13 protein-coding genes are annotated in these 13,788 nt (G+C 58.4%); 8 read left to right on the top strand and 5 right to left on the bottom strand.

The window, feature by feature from the left end:
* Positions 1–38 precede the first annotated feature (38 nt).
* The 5 genes from PBDP_RS19135 to PBDP_RS19155 form a co-directional block, all read right to left on the bottom strand.
* Positions 39–722 (bottom strand): ABC transporter permease, encoded by a 684-nt coding sequence (locus PBDP_RS19135; protein ID WP_109755584.1) that lies wholly within the window; start codon positions 720–722, stop codon positions 39–41.
* The gene (locus PBDP_RS19140; protein ID WP_109755585.1) at positions 722–1,351 is read right to left on the bottom strand and encodes an ABC transporter permease; all 630 of its coding nucleotides are present in this window, start codon (positions 1,349–1,351) and stop codon (positions 722–724) included. Before PBDP_RS19140 ends, PBDP_RS19135 begins: the two co-directional genes overlap by 1 nt.
* Positions 1,348–2,325, bottom strand: coding sequence for an ABC transporter ATP-binding protein (locus PBDP_RS19145; RefSeq protein ID WP_212801160.1), 978 nt, complete (start codon positions 2,323–2,325; stop codon positions 1,348–1,350). The genes PBDP_RS19140 and PBDP_RS19145 overlap by 4 nt, the downstream gene beginning before the upstream one ends.
* A 29-nt stretch (positions 2,326–2,354) precedes the next feature.
* A complete protein-coding gene (locus PBDP_RS19150; RefSeq protein ID WP_212801161.1) occupies positions 2,355–3,299 on the bottom strand; it encodes a fatty acid desaturase in 945 nt (314 codons plus the stop codon).
* A gap of 806 nt (positions 3,300–4,105) precedes the next feature.
* Positions 4,106–4,546, bottom strand: coding sequence for a hotdog fold domain-containing protein (locus PBDP_RS19155; protein ID WP_109755616.1), 441 nt, complete (start codon positions 4,544–4,546; stop codon positions 4,106–4,108).
* A gap of 163 nt (positions 4,547–4,709) precedes the next feature.
* Here PBDP_RS19155 and PBDP_RS19160 point away from each other — a divergent pair, with 163 nt between their 5' ends.
* The 8 genes from PBDP_RS19160 to PBDP_RS19195 all read left to right on the top strand — a co-directional run bounded on the left by PBDP_RS19160 (position 4,710) and on the right by PBDP_RS19195 (position 13,724).
* Positions 4,710–5,330 carry a TetR/AcrR family transcriptional regulator gene (locus PBDP_RS19160; RefSeq protein WP_109755617.1) on the top strand — a complete coding sequence of 207 codons (621 nt, stop codon included), beginning with the start codon at positions 4,710–4,712 and terminating at the stop codon, positions 5,328–5,330.
* A 145-nt stretch (positions 5,331–5,475) separates the two neighbouring features.
* Positions 5,476–6,468, top strand: a complete 993-nt coding sequence (locus tag PBDP_RS19165) for a SphA family protein (RefSeq protein WP_212801162.1) — start codon at positions 5,476–5,478, stop codon at positions 6,466–6,468.
* A gap of 55 nt (positions 6,469–6,523) precedes the next feature.
* On the top strand, positions 6,524–7,705 hold the full coding sequence (locus tag PBDP_RS19170) for an MFS transporter (protein WP_212801163.1): 1,182 nt from the start codon (positions 6,524–6,526) through the stop codon (positions 7,703–7,705).
* Positions 7,706–7,739: 34 nt separating this feature from the next.
* Positions 7,740–9,188 carry a carotenoid oxygenase family protein gene (locus tag PBDP_RS19175; protein WP_212801164.1) on the top strand — a complete coding sequence of 483 codons (1,449 nt, stop codon included), beginning with the start codon at positions 7,740–7,742 and terminating at the stop codon, positions 9,186–9,188.
* A gap of 321 nt (positions 9,189–9,509) precedes the next feature.
* Positions 9,510–10,361 carry a fumarylacetoacetate hydrolase family protein gene (locus tag PBDP_RS19180; protein WP_212801165.1) on the top strand — a complete coding sequence of 284 codons (852 nt, stop codon included), beginning with the start codon at positions 9,510–9,512 and terminating at the stop codon, positions 10,359–10,361.
* Between the two features lie 2 nt (positions 10,362–10,363).
* Positions 10,364–11,185, top strand: coding sequence for an IclR family transcriptional regulator (locus tag PBDP_RS19185; RefSeq protein ID WP_116832892.1), 822 nt, complete (start codon positions 10,364–10,366; stop codon positions 11,183–11,185).
* Between the two features lie 21 nt (positions 11,186–11,206).
* The gene (locus tag PBDP_RS19190) at positions 11,207–12,853 is read left to right on the top strand and encodes a bifunctional 3-(3-hydroxy-phenyl)propionate/3-hydroxycinnamic acid hydroxylase (protein ID WP_163857871.1); all 1,647 of its coding nucleotides are present in this window, start codon (positions 11,207–11,209) and stop codon (positions 12,851–12,853) included.
* 22 nt (positions 12,854–12,875) lie between these two features.
* On the top strand, positions 12,876–13,724 hold the full coding sequence (locus PBDP_RS19195) for a VOC family protein (protein ID WP_212801166.1): 849 nt from the start codon (positions 12,876–12,878) through the stop codon (positions 13,722–13,724).
* The last annotated feature ends 64 nt before the right edge of the window (positions 13,725–13,788 follow it).

The following is a 13,788-nucleotide window of genomic DNA, read 5'->3' on the forward strand; positions in this document are numbered from 1 at the left end:
ACCTCTGCAAAATTAATAGGCACTTTCAAATGCCCTGATCATGTAGCGCTCAGTTCAACATTCGCTGTTCGCCATTTTCGAACCATGAGTGTTTCTATCGTCGAGCAGAGCCACTCGCTGACAATCGCAAGGGCCGACACCACCAATGCACCGCCAATAATTTGCGGTGTATCGTTGCGACCCAGTCCGTCGATGAGAAATCTGCCCAACCCACCGAATCCCGCATAGGCGGCAATAGTTGCCGTTGCAATAAGTTGCACCAGGGCCGATCTGAAACCGGAAAAAATCAGCGGGAAGGCCAAAGGCAGTTCAAGTTGAATAAACGTTTGCCATCTACGCATGCCCATGGAGGTGGCCGCACTTTTCAACGACGAATCCACCTGATCGATACCGACATAGGTGTTGGTTAATATCGGCGGTATGCTCATGACAACCAGCGCGATAATGACCGTGCTGGTTTCATAGCCAATGACCATGATTGCCAGTATCACAATGCCGAGAGAAGGCAATGCGCGGCCAAGATTGAACACCCCTATCGCCAGGTTTGCGCCCTTGCGGTAATTAGCCATGAATACGCCGAGCGGCAACGCTATCGCACAAGCAATAGTGATACTTAAAGATACGTAATAAATATGCTCCGCCAGCCGCGTCAGTATGCCGTTTTCTCCCAACCAATTTTCAGGAAGAGAAAACCAATGGTAGACACTTGCGATCATGTTCATTAGCGCACCCAAGGGACCAGCCATTTATTGATTGAATAAAACAGAAAATCAAAACACAGCGCCAACATCACCGTCAGGACCAAGCTGACCACTACAGGTGTAGTGAAACTTTGCGCCAACCCGGTAATGAACAGCTGGCCCAACCCACCTTGACCAATTAACGCAGTAACAGTCACCAACCCGACCAAGGTAACTGATGTCGTTCGTAGCCCTGCCAATAACGAAGGCAAGGCCAGTGGAAGTTCAACGCCCAGGAATCTCTGCATGCGCGTATACCCTAGCGCGCGGGCTTCTTCCAGGACGTCCGGGGGGTTGCTGGCAAGTCCCGCCAAGGTGTTTTGTAGAATAATCAGCAAGGAATACAGACTCAGGCCAATAACCGATGTGGTCTTGGACAAACCGGTAAAAGGCATTATCAAAATAAACAGTGCCAGGGAAGGAATGGTGAACAGTATTCCGCTGACATAAATCATGGGCCGAGCCAAGACAGGCTTCCACAGTGTCAAGAACACCATTGCGCCCGCCACCAGCATGCCTATACACAGGCCCAGTGTGACCAACTGAATGTGATCCAATAACAACTGAACAATCGCTTGCCAATTATCGACAATCCACGCCCCATCCATCATTGCAGGCTTCCAGGTCGGGATCCGCTCAAGGCGTTATAAAGGGACTCGATCGAGATGCAACCTTCGTAACCTCCTGCCTCATCCACCCGCGCTACAACACCGGTTGGGGCACTGAGGATTTTCACCAATGCGTGATGCAATGAGTCATTTATCGTAACGGTTGCCAGTTCTGGAGCGGGTACAGTGGATTCACCGTCAATTTCCGCCGGAAGATCGGCGACTTTCATCAGCGTAAGTCTTTTCAATAAAGGGTCTTTCCCAATAAACCCACTCACGAAATCGCTAGCAGGATGGGCCAGGATATTGTGAGGAGTGTCGAACTGAACAAGCCTCCCTTCCCCCTCAAATATTGCAATCCGGTCGCCGACCTTGATCGCCTCCTCCATGTCATGCGTTACCAGAATGATGGTCTTGTGCAAACGCCGCTGGAGCGCAACCAGTTCATCCTGCAATCGCTCGCGTATCACCGGATCAAGCGCGGCAAAGGGTTCGTCCATCAATACAACCGGTGGGTCCGAGGCCAAAGCCCTCGCCAGGGCGACACGGCTTTGCTGCCCGCCCGACAGCTGATTCGGGTAGCGGTCAAGAAACTCCGGCTGAAGTCCGACCAGGGAAATGAGCTCGCTCACGCGCTGGCGGATTTTAGACTTACCCCAGCCCAAGAGCCGCGGTACAGCGCCGATATTTTCTGCAACGGTCTGGTGAGGAAATAAAGCCGAGCTTTGCATCATGAAACCAATGCCACGGCGTAACGTAACGACGTCAAGCTCGTCGGTCGCAACCCCATTTACACAGATGCGGCCACTGTCCTGAGTATCGAGCCTATTGATCATTCGCAAAATGGTGGTCTTGCCGCAACCGCTTGGCCCGACAAACACGCAGATCTCACCCTCCCGGACATGAAGCGTCAAATCGCTCACGGCCATTCGCGGGCTGCCCTTATGAGTTTTCTTGACGGCTTCAAAACGTATCATTTTCCAACGCCCAGATTAGCTTTCATTTTTTATTGCTCGGCAGGATGGCGCGGACAATCCACTGGACTGAGCAGATGTCTATGCAATAACTGGAAATAGCCATGAATGACGTAGCCATTGTTTCGAGCTATCCATTGTTCACGCCGGGCCCTATACACCTGTGGCAAGTAAAACCAGGGCAGACCGGGAAGATCGTGATGAACCAGATGAAGGTTGAGGTTCAGAAAAAGCCAACTCAAAAGCCCTGACGATTCATTGATAACCGTGCGGTGTTCTGGAAGTGCTGACGGCCGATGCTCGTAAAACGACCTGATCATTGCAATGGATAACGCTGGAAGCGAAACAAAGAAGATGTACTGGATCGCGCTGATGGCGCTGTATTGCTCAACCAGTCCCAGCAACACGGCAACACTTGATAGATGCGTAGCCCACATCCGCCAATGGCTTCGTCCAGTATGAAACAGCCCCTTTATCTCGGCGCCCACAAGTGAAATGACTGCCAACGGAGCGCCGATGATCAAGCGCCCGCCCAAGGTCTTATTTACCCATAGCAACACCCTCGTATAACCAGGTGAGCGCAACCAAAAGGCACTTGTGACATAACGACTTTCTGGATCTTGACCAGGCACCGTCAGCACCTCGTCTTTGTGATGCGCCAGGTGCGTGTCCCTGTAAATATCGTAGGGATACCATACGGCGAACGGCAGATATCCCAGGGCTTTATTTATGGCGGGCCAGCGCGTTGGATGACCGTGGATAAGCTCATGCTGAATCGACATCCAGAGCACGACCAGCGGAATCAACAAGACGATGGTGAATACTTCACCCAGTGCGTCCCCATAAAAAACAACGAAAGCCCAGGCCAGGTAGAATCCGACCAACAAAAGCCAGGTTGGCCATTCCGTTTGACTGGTGAATGTCGTGTTCAGCTTAACGATTTCAGCTCGATGAGCTTCATCCAAATAATTTGGCATTGTTGTAAATCGCGTAGATATTGCTTTGAACAGGCGCCCATTCGCTCACGCATCAAGTTGCGGCCCGCAGGACCGGCATTACCTGAAGATGGCTGGCTAGACTAATGGTATGGAAGTGCCCAACAGCGACGATTCACATGGCGTAGAGAAGAAATGCCAAGCCTTCGCTGATTGCACTGCAGGCTTCGCTGTTGGCCTGACACGGGAGCGGTTTACCGGTCACGAATGGAACGGTAATGGAGGCAGAACTAAGGCGGATATTGCCGGAGTGAGAAATCGCTCCTTGGGTTCGGTCACAGGACAGAGCCTCAAGGCTGATTTGGAAGATTCGGGCGCCGGACATAGTCGTACCATAAAATGGGATTGAACATATCCGGTTGTCCGGTAGGAACAATCTAGCACGATGGCTAATACGACCAAGGAATATATTCTATTATGCTTATGCCTATAGCGAATAAGAGGCCTAACCTTTCACCTTGATCGCATACAGCCTAGCCCACCGGCAATCACCACATGCCGTTCGCAAGCCGCCTTGATAAACGCTGCAACCGACAGCAAAGGCTGGGAATACCCAATAGCGCACCACGACGAGTACAGCACCCAGGGTCGAGACGCTGGAACAGTTGGGTGGATGCACCGGGTTGTGGCTGGAAGACCAGCACCGCGACTGGAGCCCCGCGCCAGAACCTTGGCGGCGCATCAATATCAACAGCTAGCCTATGCTGATCCACTCGGCGTCAACCGCTTCCGCCAGTGGCTGATGGCGCATCTGGCAGAAACGGTCGACGCATGATGGAGCGGGCGACCTAGCCGACTTTCACGTTCATGGTGATGCGCGCCGTGAAGACCTTCACGCCACCCTCGTCGAAGATATCGACCGGGACAATCTTGTCGCCCGAGGTCGCCCAGTCGATTTCGCTGCCATCAGCAATCGCATGAATGGAAGTCTTGGCCTTGGCCAGGTATTCGACGGTCATGCCTTTGGGAATCCAGCGAGCGCCGCTGGGGATGGACACCTCGGTCATCATGCCGCCTGCGAGCTCTGCCGCGTTGCACAGCGCGATCGCGTGAACGGAAGCCAGGTGATTGGTGATTTCCTTGCGAAACGGCACCTTCACTTCGCCGCGGCCGGGGGTCAATACAGAAATTTCCGGGTTGATGGTGCCGAAGTACGGTGCCATCTGGCAGGCCATATTGCTGAAAGCGGAAGCGCCAACGCTTTGGTACATGCTGAGAGTCTGGCTCATGGGATATCTCTGGTCGGGTGGGCTGGAGTCATGGACAGAACATTACTCGATTACAGAATATCGCTCTGTTACAGAACATTATTCTGTAAATACGCAGCCTGTCAATCTCTCGTCCCGAGCCTTCGTTTCAATTACCATGGCCCCTTTTTGCCTGGGCCGAAAAATGGAACCTGTCGATCTCCTCGAGCGCTGCTACCCAGGGCGTCGTGCCGAGTCCAAGCGGCACATCCTCCGATGCGCCCTGGCACTGTTTAACCAGCAAGGCATCGAAGCGACCACCATCGATATCATCCGTGCCGAAAGCCAGATGAGCGTGGGGGCCATCTATCACCATTTCGATAACAAGGAAGGCTTGGTCGCGGCGTTGTACATGACCGCCCTGGATGATCAGGCGCGGCTCAGGGATAGCTACCTCAGCACCGTCACGTCGACCCAGGAATGGGTCCAGGCCTTGGTGTACAGCTACGTGGACTGGGTGGTCAGCCAACCCGATTGGGCGCGGTTCCAGTACCAGGCACGCTTTGCGGTCGCACAAAGCAGCTTCAAGGAGCGGCTTGCCGAGGCGAATCTGGCCAGGAACGCCGAACTCAAGAAATGGTTCAGCGACCCGGCCCACCAGCAGGATTTGCAGGAACTGCCTTTTGAGCTGATCCCGTCCCTGATCATCGGTTCGGCAGAGAGCTATTGCCGCGCCTGGCTCTCTGGCCGCGTCAAACGCAGCCCTGAACTCTACCGGCAGCAGTTGGCCGAGGCCGCCTGGCGCGCCGTTGGCGCTGACGGCTGAGAAGTTCGTGCCGGTTTTCTCCCGGTTGCTGGCGCTCCCAGTCAACTCTGGCCGTTGCGCTCAAGCATCACCCACGACCGGGACTTAAAGTCGAAGTGCCAGGGGATATTCCCCCGCTCACAATTCCAAGAATAGAGCCACTTCAATGAGCCTGACCAAAACCCTGCCAGCGTGCCTGGCACTCAGCTTCGCGTCATTGGCCGCTTTTGCAGCCGATGGCCCTCCTCCACCTTCGGTGAGCCAACCCAGCGGTATCAACCTGGGTGGCACCAGTTTCTACGACGGCTTTGCCGGGCCACCCGGGCTGACTCATCAGACTTATTTGAAGTTCAGTACCGCCAGCAGCATCAGGACCAACGGCGGCAAGAAGAACGGCGCCTTCGATGACCCGAAGATCAACGTCATCACGATGATCAACCAGCTGAGCTACTACTCACCCGACACCTTCGCAGTCGGGGCGCACCTGGGTTGGAGCCTGCTGGTGCCCGTCGTGTCCCTGGACGGCGACTTCGGTGACAACGGTGCCAAGCTCAAGGACAATGCCACAGGCCTGGGCGACGTCACGGTCGGGCCCCAGGTCCAGTTCGATCCGATCGTCGACGCCAGCGGCAGGCCGGTCTTCGTGCAGCGCATGGCCTTCGACACCATCCTGCCAACGGGCAAGTACGACAAACACAAAGACCTGAACCCAGGCTCCAATTACTTCTCCCTGAACCCCTACTGGGCAGCGACCTGGATGCCCGCGCCTCGCTGGGAAGTGAGCTGGCGGCTGAACTACCTGTACAACTTCAAGAACGATGATCCGGCCAGCAGTTCGGCGCAGTTCTTCGAAGGGCAATCGGTGCGCGACACCCAGTCGGGACAGTCGGCGTGGGCCAACTTCACCGCCTCGTACGAAGTGTTCCCGACGGTCTCGGTCGGCGTCAACGGCTACTACTTCCGGCAGATTTCCGATGACAAGGTCAACGGCAACACCCTGACCGACTCCCGGGAAAAGGTGCTGGGCATTGGCCCGGGCCTGTTCTGGAAAATCACCGAAGACAAGGCCTTCTGGCTCAATACCTATAAAGAAACCGGCGTCGAGAATCGCTCCCGGGCGGATTACCAGGTGCAGGCTCGCTACGTCCACACGTTCTGATTGACGTATGCGCCTGCTCACCCATGAGCGGGCCCATTACCCGAGGTGATGCTTCATGAACGCACTCGATTCCATCGACAGCAAGAAATCACTGGGCGCCATCTGTCTGATGATGGTCATTTCCCTGGGGACGCTGCAGATCCAGCCGATCCTGGGCGGTGCCTTGATCGACCAGCTCGGCCTGCCACTCAATGCAATCGGCGCTATCTTCGCCGCGGAACTCATTGCGATGGCCATCGCCTGCGGCGTCTGCGCCCTGTTCATGGCCAGCGTCGACCGCCGCCGCTTCGCCCTGGTGGCCCTGTTGATCCTGGCCTTGGGCAATCTGCTCAGCACGCAGCTTCACAGCCAGGCCGGGCTGCTGGTTTCCAGAATGATCTGTGGCGCCAGCGGCGGCGCGGTCATGGCGGTCGTCTACGCCACCGCGGCGCTGCGCACGTCCAAGGATGCGACCTTCGCGGTCATCAACATCGGTAACCTGCTGTGGGGAATGTTACTGGTGACGTCCATGCCGCTGATCCTCAAGTCATTCGGTGTTAACGGGGCGTTTCTACTATTGGCGATCACCAGTGTGCTCGCGGCGACGGGTTGCTGGAGGGTGCCTGAACGCTACCCGCAAACTCATCGCGCAACCAGCGGCGCGATCCCGCCATTCGGCCTCACGTCGATCCTGTTGATCATGCTCTTTGCGCTGCTGTTTTTCGGTCACTCTGCCCTATGGGTTTACCAGGAACGTATCGGCAAGAGCATCGGCCTGGAGCCTCAGCAGATTGGCGGCATCCTCGGTGGCAGCATCCTTGCCGGTGCCCTGGGCGCCGGGCTGGCCGGGTTGATCGGACGGCGCCTGGGCCTGCTGTTTCCGCAACTGTTGAGCTTTGGCACGGCGCTGCTGGCGACCTTGATCATGGTCTATGGCACCAGCCCCGTGGCGTTTGTCAGCACGGCTTGCCTGATTCACATGGTCTGGTTTTTCAGCCTGCCGTACCTGCTTTCCATGGCGACGGAACTGGACCCTTCCGGCCGATTGGCGGGCCTGGGTAACGCCGCCATTTTCATCGGCCAGGGGCTGGGACCATTCGGGGCCGCCCTGGTCGTCGGCGAGGGTCACTTCCGGGCGGTTGGATGGCTGGCCGCTTCAGCCTATTTACTAGCCTTGGTGATCTCGTGCCTGGTCGTTGCACGCTTTCGCCGCGGCGTGAAGCCTTCCGGGCCGGCGATGTCCCCGCAATCGGCCTGAACATCAACAAACCCGCACATTGAGAGATTGACTGATGAGTATTCCATTCCCTCCAACCCCTGAATTTTCCGGCGCTCTCTACACGCCCAGCCGGGTGGAAGCAGACGTGTTCGACCTGGAAATTGAAGGCAGCCTTCCCGCTTCGATCCACGGGACGTTTTATCAAGTCGCGCCAGACCCGCAGTATCCCCCAATGCTGGGCACCGATATCTTTTTCAACGGTGACGGCATGGTCAGCTGCTTCCACTTTGCCAACGGCAAGGCATCGCTGCGCCGTCGCTACGTGGAGACCGATCGTTTGCTGGCCCAGCGCCGTGAAGGTCGCTCGCTCAATGGAGTCTATCGCAACGCCTTCACCAATGACCCGCTCGCGGCGAAGAACAACACCACGGCCAACACCACCGTCATTCCACATAACGGCGTGCTGCTGGCCCTCAAGGAAGATGCCCTGCCCTGGGCGATGGACCGCGAGACCTTGGAAACCCTGGGCGAATGGAATTTTGGCGGGCAGATCAAATCCGCGACATTCACCGCCCACCCCAAGCTCGACCCGGTGACGGGCAATCTCATGGCCTTCAGTTATGAAGCCAAAGGCGACGGTACGCCTGACCTGGCCTACTTCGAAATCTCACCGGACGGAAAACTGCTGCACGAGATCTGGTTCCAGGCCCCTTATGCGGCGATGGTGCACGATTTCGCGGTGACCGAACGGTACGTTGTGTTCCCGTTGATTCCGTTGACAGTGGACGTCGAGCGCATGAAAAACGGCGGAGCGCATTTCCAGTGGCAACCCGACCTGCCTCAGTTGTTCGCCGTCGTGCCGCGCAACGGGCATGCGCAAGATGTGCGTTGGTTCAAGGGGCCCAAGGACGGTTTCCAGGGGCATACGCTCAATGCGTTCGATGAGGGCGACAAGGTCTATGTCGACATGCCGGTCACCAGCGGGAACATTTTCTACTTCTTCCCCCAGGCCGACGGTTATGTCCCGTCGCCCGAAACCCTGGCTGCCAGCCTGATGCGCTGGACCTTTGACCTGAACGGCGCCGAGGAGGACGTTCAACCGCAACCACTGACGGACTACCCCTGCGAGTTTCCAAGGTGTGACGACCGCTACATCGGTCGCAAGTACCAGCATGGTTTCCTGCTCGCCTTCGACCCGCAGCGCCCCTACAACCCGGCGAACGGCCCGATACCCTTTCAATTCTTCAACCTGCTGGTCCATTTGAACCTGAAGACAGGCAGCACCGACGCCTGGTTTCCTGGCGACAGCGGCTGCTTCCAGGAGCCCATCTTCATTCCCCGCTCGGCGGATGCAGAGGAAGCCGATGGCTACGTCGTTGCCCTGCTCAACCTCATCGCAGAGGGGCGCAGTGAGCTGGTGGTGCTGGACTCCCGTGACATGGCCAGCGGTCCCATTGCCCGGATCAGGATTCCCTTCCGGATGCGCATGTCGCTGCATGGCTGCTGGGCACCCATCGATTAAACGCAAATCCCCTGTGGGAGCGGGCTTGCTCGCGAAGGTGGTAGTACAGTCGACATCAATGTCGCTTGTGACGCCGTCTTCGCGAGCAAGCCCGCTCCCACAGGTTTAGATCCCTTTTCCGTACCTCTTACGACACCCAGCCATCTGCGGTTGGTTGCCTGCTGCCTCTCCCTCTGCTCCCCAGGTCCGCCAAAGGTACAGCTTCGCCAAAAAAAACATAAATTCCATATTTTAGGATTTTTGTATAAATCCCACTTTACAGGATTTTATAGCAAGACTAGATTGACCCTCATTGCACCCTCCCTCTTCCCAGGAGCCTTCATGAAACTCGCAAGCTTTGTTGTCCAAGGTCGTAGCAGCTACGGTGTGGTCGAAGGTGATCACATCATCGACCTGGAATCGCTCAAGCCAACCCTCGGCCACGACCTCAAACAGGCCATCGCCAACGACCGCCTGGGCGAGCTGACCCGCGAGCCCCTGGCAAGCCTGCCGCGTCTTCCCTTGGCTGATGTGACGTTCCTGCCGGTCATCCCCAACCCGGGCAAAGTGCTGTGCATCGGCATCAACTACGCCACCCACGTGCGCGAAACCGGTCGAGAGATGCCGACCTACCCCATGATCTTTACCCGCTTCGCAGACAGCCAGACCGCCCACCTGCAACCCATCGTTCGCCCAACGGCCTCCCACAAGCTTGATTTCGAGGGCGAGCTGGCGGTGGTGATCGGTAAAGCGGCCCGCCACGTCAAGCACGCCGACGCGCTGGATTACGTCGCCGGTTATGCCTGCTACAACGACGGCAGTGTCCGCGATTGGCAGAAGCACACCATTCAGTTCGTGCCTGGCAAGAACTTCCCGAACACCGGCGGTTTCGGTCCCTGGCTGGTGACCCGCGACGAGATCGGCGACCCACAGGACCTGGAGCTGACCACCCGCCTCAATGGCGAAGTGATGCAACACACCCGCACCAGCGACATGATTTTCGATGTGCGCCAGTTGATCGAATACTGCTCCACCTTCACTGAACTGGCCCCCGGCGACGTGATTGTCACCGGCACCACCGGCGGCGTCGGTGCGTTCCGCGAACCGCCGGTGTGGATGAAGCCGGGCGATCAGGTGGAGGTCGAGATCGCTGGCATCGGCACCCTGCGCAACAGCATCGTGGACGAGCAGTGAACATGGAAAACCTACACACTCCTGAACACCTGCCCGAGCAGGATGGCGACAGCAAAGGCTCGAGCCTGGAGCGCATGTTGCGGGTACTCGACCTGTTCACCGAACAGCACCCGATCTGGGCAGTGGATGACATGGGCGGCGCCTTGAGCTTCACCCGCTCGACGATCTACCGCTACGTGCGCGAATTGGCCGAGGCCAACCTGTTGTTCCAGGTCGAAGCCGGCCGTTATGCGCTGGGCGCACGAATCATTACCTGGGACCGCCAGTTGCGCCTGAGCGACCCTCTCGTGCGCGCCGCCCAATCGCTTGAGCCCAGCTTCCCGCAGTGGAGCGAACAACAGGTCTGGCTGATCTGCCGACTGTTCAAGGATCAGGTCGTGTGCATTCACCAGCACGGCAACCTGTTCAGTGAGGTCAGCTACTCCCGCGGTTCGCCCAGGCCCCTGTTCCTGGGAGCGACGTCCAAGGCGATCCTCGCCAACATGACCTCGCGCCAACACAGCCAGCTGTTTCTCGACCATCCCGATGAGGTTCGCGCCAGCCAACTTGGCCAGACCTGGGAGGCGTTTCGTCGCGCACTGCAGCAACTGCGTCGCCAGGGCTATGTAGCCAGCGCAGGCGAAGTCGACGCGGGCGTCTATGGCCTGGCCGCGCCGATCTTCGACGGCGATGGCAAAGTCGTCGGCAGCATCAGTTGCGTGCGCCCGGTGCAAGAACGCGACAGTGCCCAGGAAGAGACGCAAGGGCAACAGATCCTTGCCCTGGCGCAGGAACTGTCGCAACGCATGGCTGCGCTCGCCAATCGCCCCAAGCCACTGGGCTGAGCCATTCGCAAGGGAATAACAATGACAACCCTGAAACGCATCAACACTCAGGTCCTGGTCATCGGCGCCGGTCCTACCGGACTGACCCTGGCCAACCTGCTCGGCCAAGCTGACGTGGACACCCTGATCATCGATCGCAAGCCGGGCACCGTGACCGAACCACGGGCGGTTTCAATCGACGACGAATCCTTGCGCACCATGCAGGCCATCGGGCTGGATGCCGCCGTGCTGCGTGATGTCGTGCCTGGCTACGGCGTGCATTACTACACCCGGCCCGGAGGGCGCTGCTTCGGCAAGGTCGAACCGACCGGCAAGCTGTATGGGTTCCCCAAGCGCAACGCGTTTCGCCAACCGCTGTTTGAAAACACCCTGAGGATGGGCCTCGAACGGTTTGCCAGCCTGACGGCACGGTTCAGCCACGAGCTGGTGGAGTTCAGTCAGGACCAACACGGCGTGTGTGCGCGGATTCGTGACGCCGAGGGGCAGATGATCGAAGTCCACGCGGCTTACCTGGTGGCCTGCGACGGCGGTCGTAGCCCGGTGCGCAAGCAGCTCGGGATCGAAATGGTCGGCTCGAGCTTCTCCTCACGCTGGCTGGTGGTCGATACCGACCAGGACGACGACCCATTCTGGCAGACCCGCGTATATTGCGATGCCAGGCGTCCGGTGGTCGAAGTGCCCGGACCCCACCGTACACGCCGATTCGAGTTCCTGCTCAAGCCCGATGAAACGGACGAACAGGCGCTCGACGAAACCCACCTGCAAACCTTGCTGCGCCCCTTCAAGGGTGACGCGCCGGTTTCCCTCGTGCGCAAGACGGTCTACACCTTCCACGCCCGGGTCGCCGAGAAGTGGCAGGTGCAGCGGGTGTTCCTCGCCGGCGACGCCGCACACCTGACCCCGCCCTATGCCGGGCAAGGCATGAACAGCGGCGTTCGCGATGCCCACAACCTGGGCTGGAAACTGATCGGCGTGCTGAAGGGCAAAATGGCGCAAAGCGCACTGCTGTCCTACGAAAGCGAACGTCGCGATCATGCGTGGGCCTTGATCAAGTTGGCCTTGAACCTCGGCGTGGTCATGGCGCCGGCCACCGTCCTGCGCGCTCGCCTGATCAGTGGGGCATTCGCCTTGATCGGCCTGTTGCCGCCGCTGCGCGATTACTTCCTGCAAATGCGCTTCAAGCCCAAACCTCGTTTCACCCGAGGCCTGGTGCTGGCCGAGGGGCAGGCAGGCACATTGTCCTGCGGACAGATGTTCCCGCAACCGATGCTCACCGATGCCCACGGCCACGAACACCTGCTCGATGACGCCATCGGTGCCGGCTTCGCCTTGATTCAATACGGCGACCCGACCCGCCAGCGTGTCGATGAGCTCAAGCATGGCCTCTGGAGCCACCTTGAAGCCAGACGCATCCTGATCCTGCCCGAGTCTGTCCAGGCCATGCCGGCGATCCCAGGCTGCACGGTGCTCCAGGACCGTGAAGGCCTGCTCAAGCCCTTGCTGGGCGAGTCCCACCCGTTTGTGCTGCTGCGCCCGGATCGCTACATCGCGGCGATTTTCGACAAAGCCACTGAAACCCAGGCCGCCGAATCGTTGCAGTCGCTGTTCGGCATCGCCCTGGCCCACAGCAGCGAAATCGAGCCAAGCGTCGCGCCCGTCTTTCATTGAACCTTCACGCACAGAGGTGGTTATGCAAACACTCCAGACTTCCACACCTGCACGCCTGTGCTACCTGCACCTGGCGAGCAAGGACGCGCAGCGACAAATCGACTTCTATCGGCGGATGCTGGACATGGATAGCCAGGCGCAAGCCGATGGCAGTTGGGTGCTCAGCGGTCCGCAACGCGCCATGCTCTTGTCGCCCGCCGACCACAGCGGCCTGCTCGCGGCGGCGTTCGACCTGGGCAATCAGCCTCGCCTGCAAGCACTGCGGGTTCGCCTGCTCGGCAATGGCGGCATCATCGAAGAGGTCGACTCGCCGCTGCTCGAGCCGGGAGCCTTCCTGATCCGTGATCCCCAGGGCCGGCAAACGATATTCGGCGTCGCCCGCCCCGCTCGCCAGACCTCTCGCCCAGGCATGCCGGGGCGCTTGCAGCACGTGGTATTCCAGACCACAGAGCTGGAAGCCATGATCGATTTCTACGTCAACACGGTGGGCTTCACTGTTTCGGACAACGTCGTGGATGAGCAGACCGGCCAACTCATGACGTGCTTCCTGCGCTCGGACGACGAGCACCACACCTTGGCGTTTTTCCGCGGTTCGAAAAACGAATGGGACCACCACTGTTACGAAACCAACGAATGGAATGACATCCGCGACTGGGGGGATCGCTTCGCCAAGGAGCGCATCACCATTTTCTTCGGCCCCGGCCGACATGGGCCGGGCAACAATCTGTTCTTCATGGTGGTCGATGCCGATCGCAACCGCCTGGAGTTCTCGGCCGAACTCGAAGTCACCGGTGCCAGCCGTCAGCCCGGTGTCTGGGCACAGGAGGAATACACACTCAACTCCTGGGGCCGCGCCTGGATCAGAAGCTGAGCAGTTTTCATCGACGCCTGCACCTTTGTCTGAACGACGCGACCACCTGCCTCCAAGGGTAAAA

Source organism: Pseudomonas sp. St290, assembly GCF_018325805.1.
Classification (GTDB): Bacteria; Pseudomonadota; Gammaproteobacteria; order Pseudomonadales; family Pseudomonadaceae; genus Aquipseudomonas; species Aquipseudomonas bijieensis.

What these genes read in the sequence shown, in the direction of transcription:
- PBDP_RS19135 (WP_109755584.1), bottom strand. Translation starts at nt 722, where the DNA reads ATGAACATGATCGCAAGTGTCTACCATTGGTTTTCTCTTCCTGAAAAT.
- PBDP_RS19140 (WP_109755585.1), bottom strand. Translation starts at nt 1,351, where the DNA reads ATGATGGATGGGGCGTGGATTGTCGATAATTGGCAAGCGATTGTTCAG.
- PBDP_RS19145 (WP_212801160.1), bottom strand. Translation starts at nt 2,325, where the DNA reads ATGATACGTTTTGAAGCCGTCAAGAAAACTCATAAGGGCAGCCCGCGA.
- PBDP_RS19150 (WP_212801161.1), bottom strand. Translation starts at nt 3,299, where the DNA reads ATGCCAAATTATTTGGATGAAGCTCATCGAGCTGAAATCGTTAAGCTG.
- PBDP_RS19155 (WP_109755616.1), bottom strand. Translation starts at nt 4,546, where the DNA reads ATGAGCCAGACTCTCAGCATGTACCAAAGCGTTGGCGCTTCCGCTTTC.
- PBDP_RS19160 (WP_109755617.1), top strand. Translation starts at nt 4,710, where the DNA reads ATGGAACCTGTCGATCTCCTCGAGCGCTGCTACCCAGGGCGTCGTGCC.
- PBDP_RS19165 (WP_212801162.1), top strand. Translation starts at nt 5,476, where the DNA reads ATGAGCCTGACCAAAACCCTGCCAGCGTGCCTGGCACTCAGCTTCGCG.
- PBDP_RS19170 (WP_212801163.1), top strand. Translation starts at nt 6,524, where the DNA reads ATGAACGCACTCGATTCCATCGACAGCAAGAAATCACTGGGCGCCATC.
- PBDP_RS19175 (WP_212801164.1), top strand. Translation starts at nt 7,740, where the DNA reads ATGAGTATTCCATTCCCTCCAACCCCTGAATTTTCCGGCGCTCTCTAC.
- PBDP_RS19180 (WP_212801165.1), top strand. Translation starts at nt 9,510, where the DNA reads ATGAAACTCGCAAGCTTTGTTGTCCAAGGTCGTAGCAGCTACGGTGTG.
- PBDP_RS19185 (WP_116832892.1), top strand. Translation starts at nt 10,364, where the DNA reads ATGGAAAACCTACACACTCCTGAACACCTGCCCGAGCAGGATGGCGAC.
- PBDP_RS19190 (WP_163857871.1), top strand. Translation starts at nt 11,207, where the DNA reads ATGACAACCCTGAAACGCATCAACACTCAGGTCCTGGTCATCGGCGCC.
- PBDP_RS19195 (WP_212801166.1), top strand. Translation starts at nt 12,876, where the DNA reads ATGCAAACACTCCAGACTTCCACACCTGCACGCCTGTGCTACCTGCAC.